Annotated in this window: 19 protein-coding genes; 13 read left to right on the forward strand and 6 right to left on the reverse strand. The window is 36.1% G+C overall.

Annotated elements, in window-relative coordinates; all coding sequences use genetic code 11:
* Positions 1-133 precede the first annotated feature (133 nt).
* On the forward strand, positions 134-400 hold the full coding sequence (locus ACM6HU_RS02670; RefSeq protein ID WP_003194903.1) for a YfhJ family protein: 267 nt from the start codon (positions 134-136) through the stop codon (positions 398-400).
* Between the two features lie 28 nt (positions 401-428).
* Here the strand turns inward: ACM6HU_RS02670 and ACM6HU_RS02675 are convergent, their stop codons facing one another.
* Entirely contained in the window at positions 429-1,409 is a 981-nt protein-coding gene (locus ACM6HU_RS02675) for a metal-dependent hydrolase (protein ID WP_016112984.1), read from the reverse strand.
* Positions 1,410-1,557: 148 nt separating this feature from the next.
* Between ACM6HU_RS02675 and mutY the strand changes: the two genes are divergently transcribed.
* A complete protein-coding gene (gene mutY / locus ACM6HU_RS02680) occupies positions 1,558-2,652 on the forward strand; it encodes an A/G-specific adenine glycosylase (protein ID WP_016112985.1) in 1,095 nt (364 codons plus the stop codon).
* Positions 2,653-2,766: 114 nt separating this feature from the next.
* Positions 2,767-8,067 carry a lamin tail domain-containing protein gene (locus tag ACM6HU_RS02685; protein WP_016112986.1) on the forward strand — a complete coding sequence of 1,767 codons (5,301 nt, stop codon included), beginning with the start codon at positions 2,767-2,769 and terminating at the stop codon, positions 8,065-8,067.
* A 12-nt stretch (positions 8,068-8,079) separates the two neighbouring features.
* Here the strand turns inward: ACM6HU_RS02685 and ACM6HU_RS02690 are convergent, their stop codons facing one another.
* Positions 8,080-8,304, reverse strand: coding sequence for a hypothetical protein (locus tag ACM6HU_RS02690; protein ID WP_016112987.1), 225 nt, complete (start codon positions 8,302-8,304; stop codon positions 8,080-8,082).
* A gap of 123 nt (positions 8,305-8,427) precedes the next feature.
* Here ACM6HU_RS02690 and ACM6HU_RS02695 point away from each other — a divergent pair, with 123 nt between their 5' ends.
* The 4 genes from ACM6HU_RS02695 (at position 8,428) to ACM6HU_RS02710 (ending at position 11,953) form a co-directional block, all read left to right on the forward strand.
* A complete protein-coding gene (locus ACM6HU_RS02695) occupies positions 8,428-8,832 on the forward strand; it encodes a gamma-type small acid-soluble spore protein (protein WP_255851469.1) in 405 nt (134 codons plus the stop codon).
* A 259-nt stretch (positions 8,833-9,091) separates the two neighbouring features.
* Positions 9,092-9,346, forward strand: a complete 255-nt coding sequence (locus ACM6HU_RS02700) for a YgaB family protein (protein ID WP_016112989.1) — start codon at positions 9,092-9,094, stop codon at positions 9,344-9,346.
* Between the two features lie 261 nt (positions 9,347-9,607).
* Positions 9,608-10,138, forward strand: coding sequence for a DUF402 domain-containing protein (locus tag ACM6HU_RS02705; protein ID WP_016112990.1), 531 nt, complete (start codon positions 9,608-9,610; stop codon positions 10,136-10,138).
* Positions 10,139-10,192: 54 nt separating this feature from the next.
* Positions 10,193-11,953 (forward strand): ABC transporter ATP-binding protein, encoded by a 1,761-nt coding sequence (locus tag ACM6HU_RS02710; protein ID WP_016132532.1) that lies wholly within the window; start codon positions 10,193-10,195, stop codon positions 11,951-11,953.
* A gap of 13 nt (positions 11,954-11,966) precedes the next feature.
* Here the strand turns inward: ACM6HU_RS02710 and ACM6HU_RS02715 are convergent, their stop codons facing one another.
* The 3 genes from ACM6HU_RS02715 to hemL form a co-directional block, all read right to left on the reverse strand.
* Entirely contained in the window at positions 11,967-13,055 is a 1,089-nt protein-coding gene (locus ACM6HU_RS02715) for an aromatic acid exporter family protein (protein ID WP_016112992.1), read from the reverse strand.
* 484 nt (positions 13,056-13,539) lie between these two features.
* Positions 13,540-17,976 carry a glutamate synthase-related protein gene (locus ACM6HU_RS02720; protein WP_016132534.1) on the reverse strand — a complete coding sequence of 1,479 codons (4,437 nt, stop codon included), beginning with the start codon at positions 17,974-17,976 and terminating at the stop codon, positions 13,540-13,542.
* A gap of 207 nt (positions 17,977-18,183) precedes the next feature.
* Positions 18,184-19,479, reverse strand: a complete 1,296-nt coding sequence (gene hemL, locus ACM6HU_RS02725; protein WP_016112994.1) for a glutamate-1-semialdehyde-2,1-aminomutase — start codon at positions 19,477-19,479, stop codon at positions 18,184-18,186.
* Positions 19,480-19,606: 127 nt separating this feature from the next.
* Between hemL and ACM6HU_RS02730 the strand changes: the two genes are divergently transcribed.
* The 6 genes from ACM6HU_RS02730 to perR all read left to right on the forward strand — a co-directional run bounded on the left by ACM6HU_RS02730 (position 19,607) and on the right by perR (position 23,924).
* A complete protein-coding gene (locus ACM6HU_RS02730) occupies positions 19,607-20,620 on the forward strand; it encodes an ATP-binding cassette domain-containing protein (RefSeq protein ID WP_016112995.1) in 1,014 nt (337 codons plus the stop codon).
* Complete coding sequence (locus tag ACM6HU_RS02735; protein WP_016112996.1) at positions 20,613-21,404, forward strand: ABC transporter permease; 792 nt, start codon at positions 20,613-20,615, stop codon at positions 21,402-21,404. The genes ACM6HU_RS02730 and ACM6HU_RS02735 overlap by 8 nt, the downstream gene beginning before the upstream one ends.
* A gap of 4 nt (positions 21,405-21,408) precedes the next feature.
* Entirely contained in the window at positions 21,409-22,194 is a 786-nt protein-coding gene (locus tag ACM6HU_RS02740) for an ABC transporter permease (RefSeq protein WP_016112997.1), read from the forward strand.
* A gap of 76 nt (positions 22,195-22,270) precedes the next feature.
* Positions 22,271-22,675, forward strand: coding sequence for a potassium channel family protein (locus ACM6HU_RS02745; RefSeq protein WP_016112998.1), 405 nt, complete (start codon positions 22,271-22,273; stop codon positions 22,673-22,675).
* Positions 22,676-22,720: 45 nt separating this feature from the next.
* Positions 22,721-23,176, forward strand: a complete 456-nt coding sequence (gene bcp / locus ACM6HU_RS02750; protein WP_016112999.1) for a thioredoxin-dependent thiol peroxidase — start codon at positions 22,721-22,723, stop codon at positions 23,174-23,176.
* Between the two features lie 319 nt (positions 23,177-23,495).
* Positions 23,496-23,924 carry a peroxide-responsive transcriptional repressor PerR gene (gene perR, locus ACM6HU_RS02755; protein WP_170927936.1) on the forward strand — a complete coding sequence of 143 codons (429 nt, stop codon included), beginning with the start codon at positions 23,496-23,498 and terminating at the stop codon, positions 23,922-23,924.
* Between the two features lie 63 nt (positions 23,925-23,987).
* Here perR and ACM6HU_RS02760 read toward each other — a convergent pair whose 3' ends face one another.
* The gene (locus tag ACM6HU_RS02760; protein ID WP_016113001.1) at positions 23,988-24,344 is read right to left on the reverse strand and encodes a YgzB family protein; all 357 of its coding nucleotides are present in this window, start codon (positions 24,342-24,344) and stop codon (positions 23,988-23,990) included.
* Positions 24,345-24,599 lie beyond the last annotated feature (255 nt).

Consider the following 24,599-nt stretch of genomic DNA (forward strand, 5'->3'; position numbering starts at 1 on the left):
GAACATAAAATGAAACTTCTGTTGGCGATGGAAGAAGTTCATGAATGCGTGTATCCTTTTGTTCATTTATAATTTTGATGTGGTAATGAGGTTTGGAAATAAAGTACGAAATTAATAAAAGGAGAAATAAATAATGAATGATAAGTATGAAGTATTAACAAAAGAATTACTTGAAAAAAATAGCTTTCTGTCTTATTCTCAGGCTCGTGCATGGATTGAGTTATTATGGGAGGACTTCCAAGTAACGTATGCAAAGTCTGGTCGTTATCAAGGTGAAGAAATGACGGAACAAATTGTAAGAACATGGATTAATAACCATGGTGAGCGTCTTCATGAAATCCGCACGAATAATCCGAAATATAGTCATTTAATTAATCAAGATGATCATTTAAAGCATTAAAAAAAGCGACCGAAGTTGGTCGCTTTTTTTAATGCGGAATCAATTCCAATTTTTTACGAAGCTTTTCTTCACTAAAAATCCATCCAGTATAGGAACTAATAATATTTAAATTTTGATCCAGTTGGACAATTGCAACGAATGGGTAATAGTCTTTACTACGGTACCGTAAATCGATAAAACGCACTTCATAATAGTTGTCGTAATCAAAAATATCCCAGCGGTATACGGGTGAAAAAGATAAAAAAGCAGAAATGTTTTCATCTTTTTGTGCAGCTCGCATAATTTTATTATCCGGAAGTGGAATACGATCAAATTTATCATGCACCATAATATGGCCGCGGTGCCAACGCGCAACATAATAGTGTTTTTTTGTTACAATAGCCAAATGATAGTGATAAAAGCGATAAGAAGGAGAAATAATGACTTCCTCTACATCTTCAAATCGTTTGTAAACTACACTTTTTACATTTTGTCTCATTATAATTCGACCGACATAGTAGACAAACATTAATATATATGCAGCTAAAGCAGTATATCCTTTATGGGAGCCAACAACCATACAAGCGATAGCGAGTATATGGATAAAGAAAATAACAGCATCAAATGTATTAATTACACCTAATGCAACCCACCTTTTTGTAAAAGGCCTCAACGCTTGTGTACCATAGGCGTTAAAAATATCAACAAACACGTGAAGAAAGACGGCGATAAATGACCAAAGTAGTAGATGAAAATAGGGAGCTTCTGTAAAGAAGGCAAAGGAAATTCCGCTTATAAGGAAAGACCAGAGAATAACAGCAGGAATGGAATGAGTAACCCCGCGATGGTTTCGTATATATTTTGCATTATTACGTAATTTTAAGACGGTATCAATATCAGGAATATTGGAGCCAGCGATCGTTGCAAGCATAACAGCTTGTGGTCCGAAATCACTCTGGCTAATGGCTGGATCTAACGTTGCTAAACCACCTAATGTGACGCCCATAACAAGGTGAGTGGCCGTGTCCATGGAAATACACCTCCGTTTTTTATTAATGTAACTCTTTTTATTCGATATCTCAAGGCATTTGCCTTCTATTTCCTATATCATCTTACTTAAATTTTTTCCTAAAATCTTTATAATAGTACGTATATGCAAAAAATGAGGGGGATCAAGCTTGGCACTTGAAATATTAGATGATTTTAACATAGAGAAGTTTCAACATGATTTAATTAGTTGGTTTGAAAAAGAACAGCGTGATTTACCGTGGCGTAAAAATAAAGATCCGTATCGCGTTTGGGTTTCTGAAATTATGTTGCAGCAAACAAGAGTGGAAGCTGTAAAACCATATTACGCAAATTTTATGGGAAAGTTCCCAACATTAGAAGCGTTGGCATCGGCAGATGATGAAGAGGTATTAAAAGCATGGGAAGGCCTCGGTTATTATTCTAGAGCGCGGAATTTACATGCAGCGGTGAAGGAAGTAAAAGAAGTATATGGTGGAAAAGTACCAAGTGATGTGAAAAAAATTGAAAAATTAAAAGGTGTTGGTCCATACACAAAAGGTGCAATTTTAAGTATTGCATACGGTATACCAGAGCCAGCTGTAGATGGAAATGTAATGCGTGTTTTATCCCGTATATTATCGGTTTGGGATGATATTGCGAAACCTAAGACGCGAAAAGTATTTGAAGAGATTGTACGTGAAATCATTTCAAAGGAAAATCCGTCTTATTTTAATCAAGGCTTAATGGAGCTAGGTGCGCTCATTTGTATTCCGAAAAATCCAGCTTGTTTACTTTGTCCAGTTCGGGAACACTGTCGTGGTCATGCAGAAGGTGTACAGAAAGAGTTGCCGGTCAAAAGTAAGGCGAAAGCTCCTAAAATGGTGCCGCTTGTTGCGGGTGTGCTGCAAACAGAAGATGGAAATTATGTAATTAACAAAAGACCGAGTACAGGATTACTTGCGAATATGTGGGAATTCCCAAATGTTGAAATTAGCGAAGGGATTCGAAATCAGAAACAACAGCTTACTGATTATATGAAAGAGAACTTTTCCATTTCTATTTCCATCGATGAGTATGCAATGAATGTGCAACATACTTTTACTCATCGGACATGGGATGTATTTGTATTTTATGGGAAGGTAACAAGTGCTATTAAAGAAACAGATACATTAAAAGTTGTATCTAAAGAAGAATTTGAAAAATTACCTTTTTCTAAATCGCATCGTATGATTTATGAAGAATGTGTTAAAAAACTTCAGCCTTAATGGTTGAAGTTTTTTCGACATAAACATAATAATTACTTACAAATATTTCATATTCCCTTAACAAATGACAAATACAATGAAAGTTGTAATGAAAAATTTAAAGGGGGATAGGAAATGCTTAAAAAAGTAATCCGTTCAGCAGTTGTAGCGACTTTCTTACTTCAAACGTTGACTGGGCCAGGCCATGTCACTTTTGCTGAGGAGAAGGAACAAAATCAGCAAGCTCTCATTTCAGAAGTTCATTATACGGACGATCTACGCTATATCGAATTGTATAACCCATCAGCGAAAGTTATGGATATGAAGAATGTTCAACTGAAGGTCAATGGAAAAGTGCTAAAACTTAAAGATGAAAATGAAAAGCAATCTGTACAACCAAAAGAAACGAAGTTAATCGTATTTGGAAATAAAACAGTTAATGAGATTAATGAGCGCTATAAGACGGAAATAAAAGAAGAACAAGTTTTATTTGCTACTGAGGATTTAAGTGATAAACAAATTAGGATTGAAGTAACGACTGAAAAAAATGAAACGGTAGATGTCATTGAAACAAGAAAAGAGAATAAAGATGTATCAATTCATTCTTTTTGGAATGAAACAAAGAAAGAAATAAAAAATGAAATACCATCACCTGGGACTTACACTGTATTCCAATCGCATAAAAAAGAAAAACCACCTACAGAACCCACACAAAAAGAGGCAGTCCAGCCAGACTCCAAACAACTAGAGCCCACACAACCAAACTCCAAAGAAACGATAGAAAAGCAGCCTGCACAAAAAGATAATAATCAAAAAGAAAAGTCATTACAAGAAACAGCGCATGTACCTAAAATGAAAATTAATGCACATGAAGATTTACCGATTGAACTTCAGTTAGCGAGTGTATACGATAAGGCAAAAGTAAACCTTGTATATCGTAGTGCGTCCGGTTTGTTAGTGAAAAAACTGGAAATGAACAAAGGTGAGAATAATTTGTATTCTACTGTTGTTCCAAAGCTAGATGTTTGGTCTGATACGTTTACATATTGGTTTGAAATTGAACAGGATGGAAAGGTTGTTACCTTTCCAGAAAAAGAACAATATGTAAGTGCTGTTGAGCGTCATGTAGAGGATTATACAAAGAATAGGGCAGTTATGATTACTGAACTAATGCCAGATACGATAAATGTGAACGGGAAAGATGGATATGAGTTTATAGAAATATACAATAATTCTAGTGAAGCAATACAGTTGAAAGATTATAAACTTATTTATAAGTATTCAGAAACTGGAAGTGAAGATTGGAATTTCACAGAAAATGCAACAATTCCATCAAAAGGAACGAAAGTGTTTTGGATTAAAAATGAAGGAAACGCAGCATTATCAAAACAAGACTTTATTCAAGCATACGGTGGGAATATAACCGAGGAACAAGTTCTTCCACTTAAAGTGGATGGAATGTCTAATAGCGCTGGGAGAACCATTCAATTTGCTGATCAGTACGGAACAGTTTTATCATCTGCAACATATGGGAAAGAGGATGTAAAGGTTGGTCAGAGTATGGCGTATGCATACAAAACCGAAAGTACTGAAATGCAAAAAGTAGGTTGGTTTGAAAAAGGAACACCTGGTGTGCAAATACCATTTCAAGTACCGCTAGAGCCAGTAAAACAATCAGATCAAGTAGGCGTTTCGATTGAGCATACGGCATTACCTGCTCATATAGTAACAGAAGATTTAACTATCACTGCAACGATTAAGGGCGGAGAGAATGTAGCAGTTTTGTATACCCAAGATGGCAAGTTAGCACACAAAAAATTGCAGATGAATAAAGAAGGAAATAGCAATGTTTATAAGGTGACAATTCCTCAAAAAGAGCTATGGAGAAATTCATTATTCTATAAAATTGTCGTGCAAGGGAATCAAGAAACAATTGAAAAATCTTATGAAACAAAAATAGAGCATAAAAAAATAGATCCACAAAGCGTACCGCCATTTTTGATTACCGAAGTGACGCCGGACACGACGAATGTTGGAAAAGCAGATGGATATGAATTTATTGAAGTGTATAACAATAGCACACAAGATCTTAATTTTAAGGATTATACAATTCGATATCGTTATCCATCTGAAGGACCAGAAGGTGATCTCATTTGGGGATCTACTCCCGATGATGTTGTAATTCCATCAGGGCAGTCTCTCGTATTTTGGATTATAAATGGTGAAAACAATGAGAAAAACGTTGCTGACTTTAATAAACAATTTGGTGTGAACTTAGTAGAAAATAAAAATATTGTTAGAATATATTCAAATGGAATGGCGAATGGAAGTGCACGTGGCATTGTCGTTGCAACAAAGACGGGGACAGAAATTGCATCTGCTTACTATAATGATCAAGCAAATCAAGCAGATGTGAAAGCTAATAAGGGAATTTTATATCGCTATCCTCAAGATGGCTCGCAAACTATGCAAAAGGTCAGTGGTGCAGAACATAATGCATCGCCTGGAACTATATTCGAAGGACAAGTACCAGCTGAACGAGTTGCCTTGAAAGAAGATACGATTGCACCGACGATTTCACATAAAGTGGCAGAAGGGCTAATTTCTGAATTTCAAGATCATAAATTGGGTTTTTCTGTTCTTGATAACGAACGTGTTAAGAGTGTGAAATTATATTACAAAACGAATCCGAATGCAGAATATAAGGCTGAAAATTTAGTAGAGAATCGTGTAGATAAAAAATATCATTATACCATTTATTCACCTGAATTAATTGGAAAAGAGAAAGTGACATATTACTTGGAAGCTTCTGATGGCTTCAATGTAGTAAAAAGTGATATGTATTCAGTGCAAATAGCTGGGGAGAAAGATAAAGGACCTCTTCGTCTTAATGTAAAAGATGATGAAGTGGTTGCAAATCAAGTTTTATTAAAAGGAACCTCTTCGTCGGTTGGGGCTGAACGACTTGCTCTTTTAGTGGATGGAAAGAAAGTTGAGACGAACACATATCGTTCGTTAGAGAAGCCTGCTTATTTTGCTTTCGATGTGAAGCAAACTGACTTGTATTTTAAAAACGCAGTCACAATTGGGAATGAAGTATTACGTATATTTGATGATACGTATAGTGATTATGTCACATTAACTGTAAAAATTGATCAATCAAAAATTAAATATAATGAGCCGTTCAAAATTGATATTCGATCTGGCACAAAGACGTCACCATTTGACAATCGAGTTGAAGAGAATAAAGATGATTTTTATTTGAAAAATGTTCGCCTTGTATTAGCGGATGGAACGACTTTATATGATCCGAATTTTGCAAATCCAAATCAGGAGTTATCAATTGGTGATGGAGATACATCAACACCAGTATTTACGTTCGGATTCCAAGTTCCAGAGGATAAGTTTATTTCGAATGCATATTTATGGGATACAAAACAAGTGAAGGATGGAAAGCATCGAATTGCAGTGCAAGATGGTGTGAATAAAGAAGTCGTTGCAGATGTAAAAGTTGATAATACACCACCAAAGATTTCAACTACGGTACAGAACGAGAAAAAATATAAAGGGAAAATTCCAATTGATGTAACGGTTACAGATGATGTAGCAGGAGTGAAAAGTAAAAAAGTTATATTGGATGGTAAGGAAATTGTAACTCCTTATGAAACATCATCTGCACAATTAGCAGCAGGAAAGCATGAGTTACATGTAGAGGCTGAGGATCAGGTAGGAAATCGTGAAGAAAAGACAATTATGTTTGAAACTTGGGCAGAAAATCCAACAGATCCTACTCCAATTGCACCTAAAGATGGAGAAAAAAATGTGAGCACGAATCCGACACTTGAAGCAAAAGTAACTGATCCAACAAATGACGCAATGAAGGCAACATTTTATAAAGGATATACGTATAAGCCGAATGAAACGGATCGTATGAAAATTACCGAAAATTCGATAGAACAAGAACCACCACAAGCTTTTTCTGTGAATGGTGAGAAAAGTTTTGACCAAGATCAGCTAAGTAAAGTTAGTAAAAAAGATGGGAAATATTATACAACGGAATCAACAGAGAAATTTCCATATCATCGTTTTGATGTAGCGGTTGCTGATGATGTGAAAAACGATGATACGGTAGAAGTAAAATGGTATGGACATTCTCTAGAAGGAAGAAAAGTTACGATGTATGCTTGGAACTACATGACAAATAAGTGGACAGAACTTACATCGAAAATTGCTGGGGATAAGGACTTTGAATTAAAAGGTGCTGTATTAGCGAAAGAATATGTAAAAGATCAAAAAGTAAGTGTAATTGTGCAAGACCAAATTCCAAGTTCACCAAATAAGTTTGATTACACATTTGTATGGATGTCGGATACACAGTATTACTCTGAAAGTTATCCCTATATTTACAAAAGTCAGGTTGACTGGATTGCTGCACAAAAGGATCCATTAAATATTAAATATGTATTCCATACAGGGGATCTTGTTGATAAGTCATATCAAGAATTTCAATGGCAGCGCGCAGATGAATACATGAAAGTACTTGAGAATGCGAAAGTACCGTATGGTGTGTTGGCCGGGAATCATGATGTAAATCATAAAGATGAAGACTATACAGCATACTCGAAATATTTTGGGGATTGGCGTTTTAAAGATAAGCCATTTTATGGCGAAAGTTATAAGGATAACCGCGGACATTATGATTTGATTTCAGTAAAAGGTAACGATTTTATTATGCTGTATATGGGATGGGGCGTTACAGATGAAGATATTCAATGGATGAAGGAAGTATTGCAGAAATATCCGAATCGAAAAGCGATTTTATCATTCCATGAATATTTACTTGTATCAGGCAATCGTAGTCCGATTGGTGACAAAATTTTTAATGAAGTAGTTAAACCGAATAAGAATGTGTTAGCTGTGTTGAGTGGACATTATCACGATAGTGAGACATTAGTTGATGAAATTGATGAGAATGGGGACGGCATCGTAGATCGTAAAGTATATCAAATGCTGGCGGATTATCAAGGTGGCCCAGAAGGGGGACAAGGCTATATGCGACTTTTACAATTTGATACAACTGCGAACAAAATGTATGTCAAAACGTACTCTCCATATTTAAATGAGTATAATTTTTATAAACCAGAAGAGTATCCAGGAAAAGATGAATTTGAATTAGACGTTGATTTACAACCTGCGATAAAACAAGTCGCAACAGACTATGTAGAAGTAAACGTGTACACGAATGAAGTAATCGGTAAAGATAATTTTGTGGCGAATTGGCGCAACGCAAAAGTAAAATTGGAGAATTTAAAGGAAAATACGACGTATCAATGGTATATAAAAGTCGAAGACCGATATGGTGGTCAAGTGACTTCACCAGTTTGGTCCTTTACAACAGGTAAAAAAGGTTGGAGATGGAACGTGTTCCCAAATTAGGGAACACGTTTTTTAGTCATAAGAAACTTTTGTACCGTGCGTCCAATCCGCGTCGCTTCTTTGAAGACCACCTCGAGATTCGATCTCTTTTATAATTTCTTTGTAAATCGTTTGGCCTTCTACGTTTAAATAAGGCATGATTTGTTGCAAGGAATGGTGAAAATAAGCTAATTCATCTTGTTTCCATTCTTCTTTCGAAATCATAGATAGTTCTGTCATATCGCGTCCAACATACATGTGTACACCTCCATCATATGTAGTTTGAATGAGCCTAGGGAGATGTATGCGTAAATTAAAAAATAAAATTGCGGATATCTTTTGAAAGGGTTGGTTACATTATTGATTGTGGAGGTGAGAAAGATGAGTAAAAAACAACAAGGTTATAACAAAGCAACTTCTGGTGCTAGCATTCAAAGTACAAATGCTAGCTACGGCACAGAGTTTGCGACTGAGACAAACGTACAAGCAGTAAAACAACAAAATGCACAATCAGAAGCGAAAAAATCACAGGCTTCTAGCGCTGGTGTTCAAAGTGCAAATGCTAGCTATGGTACAGAGTTTGCAACTGACACAGATGTACAAGCAGTGAAACAACAAAATGCACAATCAGCAGCAAAAAAATCACAGGCTTCTAGCGCTGGTGTTCAAAGTGCAAATGCTAGCTATGGTACAGAGTTTGCAACTGACACAGATGTACAAGCAGTGAAACAACAAAATGCACAATCAGCAGCAAAAAAATCACAATCTTCTAGCACGAATCAATAACAAAGAAAAACACTTCTCGATTCAAGAGAAGTGTTTTCTTTGTTTGGTAATGGATTACGAAACAAAGAATTTTACTAGTAAAGGTCTAATGTTATTCAATTCGATTGCTTTAAAAATTTTATTGAGAGAGCCGACATAACTTCTAATAAGTCAACAAATGTAGTCAAAGGAGAAGGGGATAGGACATTAGAAAATATTTAGTAGCGATGTAACCTGTATGAATAGGTGATGGGAATTTATTGAAAACAGGGGGTAAATGATGAATTCATTTGATAAGTTGGTAGGAGAGCAATTGCAAACAATGGATGAGTTGTTGAAATTACAAGCACATTTAGAGAAGTACCAACAGATCGAAACAAGTGAACAAAAAAAAGACGATAAAAAAGAGTTGCATTTTATTCGTCAAGAAATACACAAAACGGAACAAGCATTGAAGCTTTTGCATGAAAAATTTGAGCAACAAACAAATGAAGTGATTCACTCTTTTGAAACTGAAAAAATAATTTCTAACTAAAGAAGTGATGTATCCGGATGCTTTAGTTGGAAAAGCCCTTTTTAAATTTATGAAGAAGGGCTTTTTGTCGCAACATGATTTGTCAAGGAAGAGTAATTCGTTAGTGTTTACGAAAGTTGGATTGTGTCGGTTTAGTTTTAAAATTTTGACAAAAAAGTTATAATAGAAAAAAAGTGAATTCGGCTCAATACGTTTTTAAAAGAAACGATACTAGTTGGGACAACTTTAGAAGAGCATTCACAGTGAAAGAAGGGAGAACGTATGGGATTTCCCAAAGAAGGAGAAAAAGTACAAATACATAGTTATAAACATAATGGCTCCATTCATAGAATGTGGGAAGAGACTACAATTTTAAAAGGAACACAAAGTCTTGTAATTGGTGCAAATGACCGGACTGTAGTAACCGAATCAGATGGCCGGACATGGATTACGCGTGAGCCTGCAATTTGTTATTTTCATTCAAATTATTGGTTTAATGTAATCGGTATGTTAAGAGAAGAGGGAGTATACTACTATTGTAATTTAAGTTCTCCATTTGCATATGATTCTGAAGCATTAAAGTATATTGATTATGATTTGGATATTAAGGTATATCCAGATATGACATATACGCTTTTAGATGAAGATGAGTACGAAAAGCATAGTCAGATGATGAATTATCCACCAGTAATTGATACGATTCTAAAGCGGAATGTGGAGTATTTAACACAGTGGATTCATCAAAGAAAAGGACCTTTTGCGCCAGATTTTGTTGATATGTGGTATGAACGGTATTTAATGTATAGGGACTAGAACAAACCTGCAGGGGAATTCCCAGCAGGTTTGTTCTAGTAAAGGGGGAAGTATATGCAGGGAATAAAAAGATATTTACAATTTGTAAAACCGTACCGGTGGCTTATTACAATTACAATTATTATCGGACTTATTAAGTTTGGTATTCCGCTTATTATGCCGTGGCTATTAAAGTATATTATTGATGATGTTATTCAAGGCAGTGGATCACTTCAGGAAAAAACATCACAATTGATAACAGCAATCGGGATTGCCTTTTTTATTTTTGGTGTACTGAGACCACCTGTTGAATATTATCGTCAATATTTTGCACAGCGTATTGGTAATACAGTACTTTACGACTTACGAAAACATATTTTTGGGCATCTGCAAAAGTTAAGTTTACGCTACTATTCAAATACAAAAACAGGTGAAATTATTTCGCGTGTGATTCATGATGTAGAGCAGACGAAGGATTTTGTTATTACAGGACTTATGAATGTCTGGCTTGATACAGCTACAATTTTTATTGCAATTGTAGTTATGTTTTCTATGAATATAAAATTAACGCTTGTTGCATTGTTAATTTTGCCGATTTATGCAGTTGCAGTGAAATATTTTTTCGGGCGTCTTCGTAAATTAACGAGAGAGCGTTCACAAGCATTGGCAACGATGCAAGGTTATTTACATGAGCGTATCCAAGGGATGCAAGTGACGCGTAGTTTTGCATTAGAAGAGTATGAAAAAGGGCAGTTTGAAAAGAAAAATAATGATTTTTTAACAAAAGCATTAACACATACAAGCTGGACAGCACGGACATTTTCTACAGTGAATACGTTAACGGATTTAGGACCGTTACTTGTTATTGCGTTTGCGGCATATGAAGTGATTCAAGGCTCTTTAACACTTGGAACGATGGTTGCTTTTGTTGGCTATATGGATAGTTTATATAGTCCATTGCGCCGCCTTGTTAACTCTTCTACAACACTCACGCAATCATTTGCATCAATGGATCGAGTGTTTGAGTTGTTAGATGAAAAGTATGATATTGTAAATACTCCAAACGCAATTTTACCAAAAAGGCTTTCGGGTGAAATTGTATTTGATCAAGTTTCTTTTCGGTATAATACTGATGAAAAAGATGTACTACATGACCTTTCTTTCTCAATTCGTTCTGGAGAAAAGATTGCCCTCGTTGGAGCGAGTGGAGGTGGAAAGTCATCCTTAGCTAGTTTAATTCCAAGATTTTATGATGTTTCTAGCGGTGCGATTTATGTAGATGGTGTGAATGTGAGAGATTATAATGTAAGAAATTTACGTAGTCATATCGGTATTGTCTTGCAAGATAATCTGTTATTTAGTGATACAATTCAATCTAATATTTTATATGGAAATCCGAAAGCACCGAAAGAGGAAGTTATTGCGGCTGCAAAAGCAGCGCAGATTCATAATTTTATTATGAATCTACCAGATGGATACGATACAGTTGTGGGAGAAAGAGGCGTAAAGCTGTCTGGTGGACAAAGACAGCGTGTAGCGATTGCACGTGTCTTCTTGAAAAATCCTTCTTTACTTATATTAGACGAAGCAACATCGGCTTTAGACTTAGAGAACGAAAGACATATTCAAGAGGCTCTTCAAACATTAGCTGCGGACCGTACAACAATAATCATTGCTCATAGATTGGCAACTATTACACATGTGGATACGATCATATATATCGAAGATGGTGAAATAAAAGAAAAGGGTTCTCATGAACAATTAATGCAAAAACGAGGATTTTATTATAATTTATATCAAATTCAACATATAGAAGAAACAGCCCCTTTGGCGTAAAGGGGCTGTTTTTTCATTCATCTTCTTTTTTTTCATCAATTTGTAGTTCGTCTTCTGGTTTGTGATACGTATAAAAACTATCTACAAGTAAATCTAAATGTTCAACTTCTTCACTGTAATTAATAATTGAAGAAATAAGAGGGAAGAGATGTAACCATATTTTATAGGATTCTTCATCATCTTTATTTTGATAGTCCATAAATATATCGATTAATTCCTGCTTACCAGTTTCTACCTCATCAAGCATCTCAACAGACTGTTGTTTTTTCGCTTTGCCAATAAATTTTAACAAAACTTGTTCATGATAGTGTGTTAATGAATCTAATTCATTTTGAATGGATTCTTGAAATGGTTCAGGCATATATCGTAATTCGTTTTCAGTGCGATGTAATGCTTTTAATGTACTTAATGCACGACTCGTTGTTGCTAACATTTGTCTAAATAAGACGAGCTTACGAATTTTTGCAAATTGTACTTTTTTCGTATAGATTCTTTCTTCTTTGTAAAGTAAGTAGTAATGATTTAATTTAATCATTTTTTCTTTCATACGATCAATATCTGTTTTTAGTGTTGTAAAATCAGAAGCTTGCCTGCTGTTCATACGAATCCATTTCACAATTTCTTCGGTGTTATCAACGATACGATGATATAGTTTTGTTTCGTATTTTGGCGGCATAAACATTAAATTTACAAGTGAAGCCGCGACAATACCGACCATAATGGTTGCAAAGCGAAGCAGAGCGAAGTCAAAGAAGTTTGCACCTTGATATTCCATAATCGCAATAACCGTCACTAAAGCAATTGATATTGTATTTTCTAAACGTAATTGTAGTGTAAGAGCAATAACTAATATACAAGTTAATCCAATAATAAAAGGATTGTGTCCAAAAGCAAATGCAAATCCGATAGCGAATACTGCACCAATTACGTTTGCTTGTATTTGTTCGAGTGCTGTCAAATACGAGCGGTATACAGATGGCTGTACAGCAAAAATTGCTGAAATCCCCGCAAATACTGGACTCGGTAATTGGAACAGAGTACAAGCAAATAAAGCTAATGTAATGGCAATACCCGTTTTTAAAATGCGAGCACCAAGTTTCATACCCTTTTTAATATCCTTTCTCTCTTGTCATAATGAATGTACAACATGATACTATACATTCATTACAATATGTTAGCAAGTGATATTTTAGTGATGTTCAAAAAGTCCGGTAAAGATAGCTGTCGCATTTCTTCGTTACGTCGCCAGTCCGGTACTCATGTAGTATAAGCTACACTCCGTATCCTCCTGGCTTTCGTGCCTCGAACTGCTCGGCTCTCTTTATCCTCCTTTTTGAACCCATATTTTAGTGATGTTCAAAAAGTCCGGTAAAGATAGCTGTCGCATTTCTTCGTTACGTCGCCAGTCCGGTACTCATGTAGTATAAGCTACACTCCGTATCCTCCTGGCTTCCGTGCCTCGAACTGCTCGGCTCTCTTTATCCTCCTTTTTTAGTGAAAAAACCTGCTGAATTTCAGCAGGTTTTCAAATTGTTATTATAGATTACTATGTGATGCTCACTTAGTCAATTTTAAGCAAATGGAAATTATTCAGTCGAAATAGATGGATCTGCTTGCTCTTTTTTCGGAATGACTTCATAAAAGTGAGACTGAATGTCCTCTAATAATGGTGTTAAGAGAGCAGCTTCTTCATATTGTTTATGCTCATTTAATACACGAACGTAGTCTAATAATAATTCTGTGATGTCTGATTCCCCGTTTTTGCTAAGTTCACGTAATGTTACATTCGCTCCTTTTGCAATTCTTCTTCGCAAAGCAGCTTCTGTTAAACCAAGTTTAGGTTGATGGCGTAAATAAACGACACCACCAGTCATACCTGCACAAATCCATGGGCCAGGATCACCAAGAACGAGTGCGCGACCGTTTGTCATATATTCAAAAGCAAAGCCTTTAATATTTGCATGAACACCGAGATTCCCGTGTTCTTTTTCTCGAAGTGGTTTTGTTATTCTTCCCCCGATGATCATATCTGCTCCAGATAAGCGGATGCCAGCACGTGCATCAGCGTTACCTTGCACATATAAAGTTCCTTTTTGTGCACCATACCCGAATCCTTTTCCGACAGAACCGTTATAGTATGTTCCATTTTTTCCTCTTGCTTTTGTGATATAAATGCCACCGCCAAATGAGGTTTTTCCGATGCCATCTTGTGCACCACCATTGACGTGAATAAATAAGTTTTCGCTATTGTAGGCACCTAATCCGTTTCCAGGAACGGAACCATTTGTGTATTTTAGTGTAATTGGTTCCAGAGTATTGTTGTCATATAATTTACTGCGGACTCGGTAGCATGATTCAAGACCACCCATTACGCGTTGCTCCACACCAACACCAACTAGCTCTTTTGATTGGAAAGAATCAGTTGTTGCATAATGTTGTTGCTGGGCTGCTCCTGTTATCATGTAGGATGTACTGTCTAATGTTTGTAATAAATTTTGTAAATCTAATAGTTCTGTGCCTCGCGTTTGTTCTAGCAAATCAGAGCGACCAACAATTTCTTGTAAGTTCGTATAACCGAGTCCACCTGTTAAACGTTTAAGTTCTGTTCCGAAAGTAGTAAATAGGTGCAATAAACCTTCTACAGCATTTTCAAATTGCCGCGGAACGAAGCGACGTAGTCCATGTTCTTTTGCCTGCGCTTCGGATTCGATTTGTGTTGCAATACCAACATGGCATGTATCTAAGTGACAGCCCCGGCACGTTGTACAACCGATTGCAATCATGGATAAAGTACCGAATCCAATACGGTTTGCACCAAGAAGCATAATTTTAAGTGCATCATTTACACTGCGGATACCACCATCTGCCCAAATCTCTACGTTGTGTCTCATATTTGCTTCTAATAGAGCGTTATGTGCAGCTTTTACTCCGATTTCAACTGGAAGGCCTACATGTTGCAGTGCATGAATACGAGCGGCACCTGTTCCACCATCAAAGCCGCTAATATTAATAAAATCAGCACCAGCTTTTGCGATTCCTACAGCGATCGTTCCGATATTAGGGACAACTGGAACTTTGACCGCGACTCTTGCAAGTTGATTGGCTGTTTTAATTTCAGTAATCATTTGTGCTAAGTCTTCAATCGAGTAAATATCATGGTTATTGGAAGGAGAAATCAAATCCGAACCAATTGTTGCATTACGAGCTTCTGCAATTTTAGAAGTTACCTTTGATCCAGGCAAATGTCCCCCTTCACCAGGTTTTGCTCCTTGACCAATTTTGATTTCAATTAAATTTGATGAATTTAACAGTTCAGCATTCACCCCAAAACGTCCTGATGCAATTTGTTGGCCGCGTGTATGTGGGTATTTACCAATCATATCTTTAATTTCTCCGCCTTCACCGTTTAAACTAATCATATTGAGACGGTCTGCTGCCTCTGCATAAGCACGGAATGCAATTTCATTTTGAGATCCAAATGACATCGAACTAATAATAAACGGCAAGTCATGATTTTTTACACCAATTGAAACATGCTCAGTCGGCACTGGTTGCTCGGCTTCTTTCATTTGGACAAGGTGACGAATTGCAATCGGATTCTTATCTTCTACCTCAGCTAATTTCTCCCGATAATTATCGTAAGCATTCCCTTTTGCCACATCACCAATTGCTTTCCAAATGCGAGGGAATATATGAAACGTTTTTCGCATTCTAACTTTTGGGTTGTTATAATCAAGTGCCCGGATTTTAGCGTCTTCTGCTAAAGATTCAAGTGAAAATGCTACAGTACGTGATCCTAAAAAGTTTGTAATTTGTAGTATGTTTGCAATTTCTTCGTGTAAACCAATTGAAGAGAAGAGACGGCCGTAACCACGCAGTTCATGGATACCGATAGTTGAAATGACTTTTTCAAGACCTTTGTTTAGCGCCTTATATAAATTAGAAATTGGTATCGTTGTCCCATCATTTACGGTTGCGAACATTAAATATGGATTAATAACATCTGCACCTAGTCCGTACAGTGTAACAATATCGTGTAAAGAACGGAGAGCGCCGGATCTTATAACAATGGAGCATTTTCGGCGTAATTTGTGCTCAGTTAGTTCTTGATGTACTTTAGCTGTAATCAAATGTGGATCGATCCACAAGTGTTCATTTTGATGAGCTTTTGCATCATCAAGTAATAAGAGAGAAGCACCTTTTTTAATAGCTGCTGTAGCTTCGGCACTAATTCGATTTAATGCATCTTGTAAAGTTTCTGATGCTGGAAAGGTAACAGATAACTTGTAAACTGTGCTATGAATTGCAAATAGATTTACAAGTTGTTCATATGAAATGGTTTCTAAATCTTCTGAAATTGATTGTGCTAAATTACCTTCTAGTATAATCGGTGACAAAAGTTCGGTAACAAAAGTTTGCTGCTCACCACTAAACAAGCTAGGACGTTCTCCTAGTACTGTGCGTGTAGAGAAGTGTTCAATTTCTCGGTCGCGATCGATTGCTGGGTTTGTAACAACAGCAACACTTTCTTTTATAAAATCGGCAATGTTTCGTCTGTCTGTATCAAGTGCAGCGAGAGGGGCGTCATGGCCGAGTGAACGAATTGGTTCAACACCTTTTGTTGCCATTTGTTCAAGAAGTTGGATATGCTCGCGATCCCAGCCGAAAGCTACATATTGTTCTGTTTCAACTTGAGAGAGGTTAGATAGCCCTTCGACCTTTTCCATAGCTGGAATAGATAAGTTGAAATGATAATCTGAAAAATTAATACGTTGTTTCATGCGTTTATATACTTCTTCTTGGTATGTTTCATATTCGTAGAGAACGAGGGCACCTTGTTTATTCCACTTCAAACCTACTTTTTCTCCGGGAGCAAGTGACTTTGGTTCTGCTACATATTCAGATGGTGATACGACACCTGGTTCAGAAGAAAAGATATAGGAACTTTCTGTTTCTACTTTCCAAACTGGTCGCAAACCAAGTGAATCTACACTAAAAACAGCTTCATCTTTATAACGTGAAATAATGCCGGCCGGCCCTTGGGCGAAATGTCCCCATGCTTCACGAATATACGTATATAAATCTTGCATATGTGGCTCGTATAATTTAATCTCATTAATAATTGGTGGAAATAATATATCCATTGCTTCAAATAGACTGTAGTTGTAGTGAACGAGAAGTGTTTCTAAGGTGCGGTTTAAATCTTGAGAATCACTGCCTCCAGCAGTAAGTGGTACATCAATCATTTCGGCTTGATCACGTAACTTGGAAATTGTATTAATTTCACCATTATGTCCAAGGATGCTAAATGGTTGCACGCGAAAAAAATTAGATAATGTATTTGTAGAATAGCGATTATGTCCAAGTGTCATTGTTGATGCAATAAGTGAATGCCGTAAATCATCATAGTAGGCAACAAGTGTATCGCCAGCGCCAAGAACTTTGTATACAACATGGTCGTGGCTTAATGAAGCAACATGAATTGCTGTATTTTCTTCAATTTCAATTGTTAAAGAGAATAGTACTTGATCGATGGCTTCATTTTTTGTTTCTGAAAGAATGGCAATTTGCCAAAATAAAGGTTCTTCTTGTTTGCCAAGAGGACCAAGTGCATCAGAATTTATAACATCATCACTTTCGAAGAGAACGGTGAAATTTTTATTGTTTAATTTATTACGAATACTGTTCTTTAAAAGAGTAGGATTTTCTTTTTTGTTTAGAAAAAAATGTCCAACGATAAAGTGGGGATGGTCCACAATCGCTGGATTATATCCACTATTTTTAAATTTTTCTTTCCAAAGGGCTTTCGGTAAGTCGATATGAACACCAATACCATCGCCTTCTCCATTAATAAAGCCAGCACGGTGATTCATTTTTACCAGTGATTGTATACAAAGATCGATGTTTTCTTTTGTTGGAACATTTTGTTTTTCCATAACGGAAACGATTCCACACGCATCGTGTTCTGCATTTGCGTAATTTCGAAATAAAGACGGTGTCCATTTATTTGTATTGTTAGGCATCCGTCAATCCCCCCTCTATTATAAAGTTAAGAATAATCTAATTATTCGAGGCGTATATTGCCTTATAAACAACAGAATAATTAATATGAATCCCAATATAAAACAGATAATTATGAATAATTATACTATTGATGTGTAATTTATGAAATAGAAAAAAGAAAAAAATAGAGGGTGGCCTCTATTTTTTTCTTTTGAGTATGTATTTTCTTATGCGTTCGCTAAAGCAGCAAATGCTCTACCGACAGCTTCGATTGTATATTCGATATCTTCTTTTGTATGTTCTGTTGTTAAGAACCATGCTTCATACTTAGATGGAGCTAAGTTAATTCCTTCGTTGAGCATAAGCTTGAAGAACTTACCGAACATTTCTCCATCTGTATTTTGAGCAGCGTCATAATCTTCAATTGTATCTGTAGTGAAGTATACAGTTAACGCACCTTTTAGACGGTTTACTGTAATATCGATGCTATGTTTTGCAGCTTGTTCCAAAATTCCTTTTTCAAGCATTGCTCCAAGTTCATCTAATTTTTCGTATACACCTTTTTGTTGCAGTACTTCTAAGCAAGCAATACCAGCTGCCATAGATGCTGGGTTTCCAGCCATTGTACCAGCTTGGTAAGCAGGGCCGAGCGGTGCAACTTGTTCCATAATTTCTTTTTTACCACCATATGCACCGATTGGAAGACCTCCGCCAATTATTTTACCAAGTGCTGTTAAATCTGGTGTTACACCAAGTAAGTCTTGAGCACCGCCGTACATAAAGCGGAAAGCTGTGATTACTTCATCATAAATAACTAGTGCGCCAACTTCGTGAACAAGCTCATTTACTTTTTCTAGGAAGCCAGGTTTAGGTTCGACAATTCCGAAGTTCCCAACGATTGGTTCTACAAGAATAGCTGCTACCTCATGTCCCCATTTATCGAGTGCTTCTTTTAATGTCTCTACGTTATTAAATGGAACGGTAATAACTTCTTGAGCGATACTTTGGGGTACACCGGCTGAATCAGGAGTACCAAGAGTAGAAGGACCTGAACCAGCTGCTACAAGAACTAAGTCTGAATGACCGTGGTAGCAACCAGCAAACTTCATAATTTTTGTACGACCTGTATAAGCGCGAGCCACACGAATTGTTGTCATAACAGATTCCGTACCAGAGTTTACGAAACGAACTTTATCTAAAGCAGGCATTGCTTCTTTTAACATTTTTGCAAATTTTACTTCTAGTGCTGTTGGTGTTCCGTATAAAACACCATTTTCAGCTGCTGTTTTAATTGCTTCTGTTACGTGAGGATGAGCGTGTCCTGTAATGATTGGACCGTATGCTGCTAAATAATCGATATATTTGTTACCATCTACATCCCAAAAATAAGCACCTTTTCCGCGTTCCATTGCAACAGGTGAACCGCCACCAACTGCTTTGAAAGAACGAGAAGGACTGTTAACACCACCAACGATATGTTCTAACGCTTCCTTATGTAATGCTTCTGATTTTGTGAAATTCACTACAATTCATCTCCTTACAAAAATCTATGTATTATTCTAACATGTTTTTCAAAAAGACGTATTGTTTGTGATAGGAAGGGCAGTTGGGTAAACTATTCGTTGTGGTATCGAGGAAGGGGGCCCGATTATGAAATCGGTAATTGAAGTACAAGGATTACGTAAAGAATTTACAGCATATTCAAGCCGCTCTGGTTTAAAAGGTGCGTTTCGCGATTTATTAAATCGTAATTATAAAATAGTGCCAGCAGTGAATGATGTTTCGTTTACTATAAATCAAGGTGAAATGGTTGGTTATATTGGTGAGAATGGTGCGGGTAAATCAACGACAATTAAAATGTTAACCGGAATTTTAACACCGACGTCTGGTCAAATTACAGTAAATGGCATGAATCCACATAAACAGCGAGAAGAGTTTGTGAAAACAATTGGTGTTGTATTTGGTCAGCGTTCACAGCTTTGGTGGGATATTGCGGTACAAGAATCATTTCGTTTATTAAAAAAAGTGTATGGTGTATCTGATAGGCAGTATAAGGAACATATGGAGCATGTCATTGAAACACTAGATATTGGACCATTGCTAGATAAACCGGTGCGTAAATTGTCGCTTGGTCAACGAATGCGTTGTGAATTAGCAGCAGCGTTAATTCATAATCCACCGCTTTTATTTTTAGATGAACCAACGATTGGGCTAGACGTTCTCGTAAAATTAAAAATCCGTGAGTTTTTAAAGGAAATGAATGAACGTTATAAAACAACAATTTTATTAACAACACATGATATTACTGATATTGAAGCGTTATGTGAACGCGTCATTATGCTGGATGAAGGAAGCATTATGTATGATGGATCATTAGAAAAGCTTCGTTCGCAGTGGGGAGCAGAAAAAGAAATACATTTTCAATTTACAGCACCAGTTTCATATCAACAACTATTAATGCTAATGCCGGATAATCATGTAGTTTGGTCACAAGGGAAAGAAGAATATACATGGATTGCGAAAATACCCAATGAAGAAGTTATAATTTCTATGCTTATTTCCAAAGTAGTCCAAGCTTTTCAAATTAAAGATTTAAAAATTAATGAAGTGTCGACAGAAGAAATTATCCGTAATATTTATGAAGAGGGTATGATTCATGGGTAAGTATATTGAAATGATTCGTGTTCGTTTTTTAATGATGCTTGCTTATCGGACAAATTACTATAGTGGAATTTTAATTTATACGATTAACATCGGAGCGTATTATTTTTTATGGCAAGCTATTTACAGTGGGAAAGAGAATATCGAAGGTTTATCGATTTCTCAAATGACAACCTACATTGCCATCGCGTGGATGGCTCGCGCTTTTTATTTTAATAATATTGACAGAGAAATTGCGATGGAAATTCAAGAGGGACGTGTAGCTGTTGAATTAATTCGTCCATATAACTACTTAGGAATGAAAGTTATGCAAGGTCTTGGAGAGGGGATCTTCCGTTTTGCATTCTTTTCTATTCCCGGTATGATCATTGTTACACTTTTATTCTCATTGCAAATTACAACCAATTTTCAAACGTGGTTATATTTTTTTCTGTCGTTAGTTTTCAGTTTTATTATTAATACGCAAATTAATTTAATGACAGGCATGCTTACTTTTTTCTTATTTAATAATAGTGGAATTATGTATGCAAAACGTGTGGTTATTGATTTATTTTCAGGTTTATTACTACCCATTAGCTTTTATCCTCTATGGGCACAAAAAGCAATGGTGTTTTTGCCATTTCAAGCAATCAGTTATATTCCGAGTATGATTTTCTCTGAAGGAATACAAGGAAGTAAGTTGTATCAGGCTTTATTATTTCAAATGATTTGGGCAGTCGTACTTATTGTTCCAATTGTGCTGATGTGGAAAACGGCGAGAAAACGCCTAATTGTACAAGGGGGATGATGAGATGCTGTATATAAAACTGTTTTTGCAATATGCAAGCCAATATATAAAAACTAAACTAGAGTATCGCGGCGATTTTATCGTTGGATTAGTATCTGATTTACTACTCCAAGCTGTTAACTTAATTTTTATTCTTGTTGTTTTCGGACATACACAAGCATTAAAGGGATGGAGTCGAGAAGAAGTGATTTTTATTTATGGCTTTTTCTTAGTACCATTTGCTATCTTTTCTGCTTTCTTTAATATATGGGATTTTAATGATCGATACATTATTAAGGGAGAAATGGATCGTGTTTTAACAAGACCGATTCATAGTTTATTCCAAATTATATTAGAGCGAATGGAACTGGAGTCTTTGATTGGTGCAGTTACTGGGATTATTGTAATGGGATATGCGTCAGTGCAGCTTCAATTATCCTTTTATTGGTACGATTTCTTTCTTTTCTTGGTCATGGTAGCTGGAGGTGCCCTTGTATATGGCGGGATATTTGTGACGCTTGCAAGTATCGGCTTTTGGTCAGATGCGAAAAGCTCTATTATGCCATTGATGTATAACATTGGGAATTATGGGCGATATCCTGTAAATATTTATAACCGTGTGATCCGGTTTGTTTTAACGTTTGTCTTACCATTTGCATTTGTTGGTGTATATCCAGCGGCGTATTTTCTTAGAAAGACAGAATGGAACAGTTATGCGTTTGCGACACCGTTTGTTGGTGTAATTTGTTTTACAATTGCAATCACGTTTTGGAATTTTGGAGTGAAGAAATACCGCGGTGCGGGAAACTAACGACGGATATACAAGTTTCATCTACTGTGGGATAAATTATTCTTTGTCCTCATACATATAGGATGAGGTGGAGGACATGTTATGGGGACTTATTTTATTAATTTCAGCCATTGCTGTGTTAAGGAGTATTCAAATATTATGGAGCTCATACTCAGATTCGAAGCGTTTCTTTTCCTTGTATAACCTAACTTCATTATTTCTAATTTACACAACGGTGCTTATCGCATTTGGATTAAGTTATGTTGTATTAGAGGAAAGTGGATTTGCCGTCTTAAGAGAAGACGGAGAAAGTTTAACTGTCCATTCTTTCCAACTGGTAGAAGTATGCTTATATTTTAGTGCGGTTACTTTATTATCTGTTGGATATGGTGATGTAACTCCTGTTGGAATCGGACGCTGGATTGCAATTATTGAAGCGTTGATTGGATATACACTGCCGTTTGCATTCGTAGTTCGAACAGTGATAGACAATGAAAAATGAGATAACATTTGTTATAGTAGAAGGAAAAGACAAGGAGTGATAAAGATGGTCGCAGTAGGAGAGATGGCACCGGATTTTACACTAGAAGGAAGTAACGGAAAGCAGGTTAAGCTATCGGACTTTCACGGGAAAAATGTAGCACTATATTTTTATCCGAAAGATATGACACCAGGTTGTACAACAGAAGCGTGTGATTTCCGAGATGCATACGGATTATTTCAAGAAAAAGATACGGTTATACTTGGTATAAGTCCAGATCCAGTGAATAGACATTTGAAATTTATTGAAAAGCATGATTTGCCATTCTTACTTTTAGTAGATGAAGATCATAAAGTGGCGGAACTATATGATGTATGGAAGCTGAAAAAGAATTTCGGAAAAGAATACATGGGAATTGAAAGATCTACGTTTCTTATTAATAAAGATGGTGAACTAGTAAAAGAATGGCGTAAAGTAAAAGTAAAAGGGCATATCGAAGACATCCTTTCTTATTTAGATTAAGGTTCTGCATAAGCAAGAACTGAAGGGGAATTTATTATGATGTAATTAATATGAGGCATATGTCTATACACTTGTGCTGATGTTTCATACATTAAAAGGGTAGGGCATACCTCCTCAGATGATAGTATTCCAAGTGCGATTATTTCGCACTTTTTTCTATGTAAATGTATAAAGGAGGGACAAATATACATAAGAATAAGGTTAGATGAAAAATAAACTTCACAGTTATAGTAGAAATATTGACGATTGACAAGAAAAGGAGTACACTCTTTATAAGAATTATAAAATAATAATCCGTATAGAATCGGGGTGCATGACGGTGGTCGAAGAAGAATTAAAAGAAGCGCTAGAAATGCTGAAAAATACGGGTGTACGCATTACTCCACAGCGTCATGCTATTTTAGAGTACCTTGTGGAATCTATGACGCACCCAACAGCGGACGAAATTTATAAAGCGTTAGAAGGTAAGTTTCCAAATATGAGCGTTGCAACGGTTTATAATAACTTACGTGTATTTAAAGAAGTTGGGCTTGTTAAGGAATTAACTTATGGAGACGCTTCAAGTAGATTTGATTATGTTACAAGTCAGCATTACCATGTAATTTGTGAAAAATGTGGTAAGATTGTTGATTTTCCTTATGGAGGTTTGGAAAAACTTGAAGATGAAGCTGCGAAAACAACCGGCTTTGTTATTAATAGTCATCGTTTAGAAATTTATGGCGTATGTCCAGAATGTCATAAGGCGTAATATATAACAAAGAAAGAGGTCGACGTAACCGTCGACCTCTTTCTTTGTTATATAAACTCCATTTTATGCTTTATAGCTCTTTTTATTATACCTCTCATCAAACTCTTTTCCTTCTAAATTACGATCAAGCGTTAAGGGTTGATTGCAATGCATACATGCGTCTACTCGGCCGAGCATTTTGGTAGGTTTGTTACAACTTGGGCAAATGATTTGTACGGTTTTTGTAGATAACATGCCAATCCAAAAGTAAACGACGGTGCTAGCGATAACTGCTAAAAAGCCAACCATCATAAAAATGGTCATAATAATAATATTTTCGCGAAAAAACACGCCTAAGTATGCAATGAAGAGTCCGATAAATACTAAACTTAATGCAAAGGTTCGAATTTTATTGATTTTGTTCGAATATTTAATCCCCATTCCCATCACGCTCCTATAGGAATAATATAACATAAAATTTCGAATTTTTGATTTAAAAGAAGTGGGGTTGGTTAAAATGATGAAAGAAAGAAATAAACGGGATGTGAAATTTTTTTATAAAAAGTATTGACCATGTATAAACTGCATGATATATTAATAACCGTCGCTGATGCGAAACGGCAGAAAGCGAAAAAAGAAATTGAAAAACTTAGTTGACATCGAAAAATGAAGATGTTAACATAAGGAAGTCGCCAT

Source organism: Bacillus sp. IT-79MI2 (genome assembly GCF_949768135.1).
GTDB lineage: Bacteria > Bacillota > Bacilli > Bacillales > Bacillaceae_G > Bacillus_A > Bacillus_A pseudomycoides.

Coding starts and splice junctions, on each gene's coding strand:
- ACM6HU_RS02670 (WP_003194903.1), top strand. CDS start 134: ATGAATGATAAGTATGAAGTATTAACAAAAGAATTACTTGAAAAAAAT.
- ACM6HU_RS02675 (WP_016112984.1), bottom strand. CDS start 1,409: ATGGACACGGCCACTCACCTTGTTATGGGCGTCACATTAGGTGGTTTA.
- ACM6HU_RS02685 (WP_016112986.1), top strand. CDS start 2,767: ATGCTTAAAAAAGTAATCCGTTCAGCAGTTGTAGCGACTTTCTTACTT.
- ACM6HU_RS02690 (WP_016112987.1), bottom strand. CDS start 8,304: ATGTATGTTGGACGCGATATGACAGAACTATCTATGATTTCGAAAGAA.
- ACM6HU_RS02695 (WP_255851469.1), top strand. CDS start 8,428: ATGAGTAAAAAACAACAAGGTTATAACAAAGCAACTTCTGGTGCTAGC.
- ACM6HU_RS02700 (WP_016112989.1), top strand. CDS start 9,092: ATGAATTCATTTGATAAGTTGGTAGGAGAGCAATTGCAAACAATGGAT.
- ACM6HU_RS02705 (WP_016112990.1), top strand. CDS start 9,608: ATGGGATTTCCCAAAGAAGGAGAAAAAGTACAAATACATAGTTATAAA.
- ACM6HU_RS02710 (WP_016132532.1), top strand. CDS start 10,193: ATGCAGGGAATAAAAAGATATTTACAATTTGTAAAACCGTACCGGTGG.
- ACM6HU_RS02715 (WP_016112992.1), bottom strand. CDS start 13,055: ATGAAACTTGGTGCTCGCATTTTAAAAACGGGTATTGCCATTACATTA.
- ACM6HU_RS02720 (WP_016132534.1), bottom strand. CDS start 17,976: ATGCCTAACAATACAAATAAATGGACACCGTCTTTATTTCGAAATTAC.
- ACM6HU_RS02730 (WP_016112995.1), top strand. CDS start 19,607: ATGAAATCGGTAATTGAAGTACAAGGATTACGTAAAGAATTTACAGCA.
- ACM6HU_RS02735 (WP_016112996.1), top strand. CDS start 20,613: ATGGGTAAGTATATTGAAATGATTCGTGTTCGTTTTTTAATGATGCTT.
- ACM6HU_RS02740 (WP_016112997.1), top strand. CDS start 21,409: ATGCTGTATATAAAACTGTTTTTGCAATATGCAAGCCAATATATAAAA.
- ACM6HU_RS02745 (WP_016112998.1), top strand. CDS start 22,271: ATGTTATGGGGACTTATTTTATTAATTTCAGCCATTGCTGTGTTAAGG.
- bcp (WP_016112999.1), top strand. CDS start 22,721: ATGGTCGCAGTAGGAGAGATGGCACCGGATTTTACACTAGAAGGAAGT.
- ACM6HU_RS02760 (WP_016113001.1), bottom strand. CDS start 24,344: ATGGGGATTAAATATTCGAACAAAATCAATAAAATTCGAACCTTTGCA.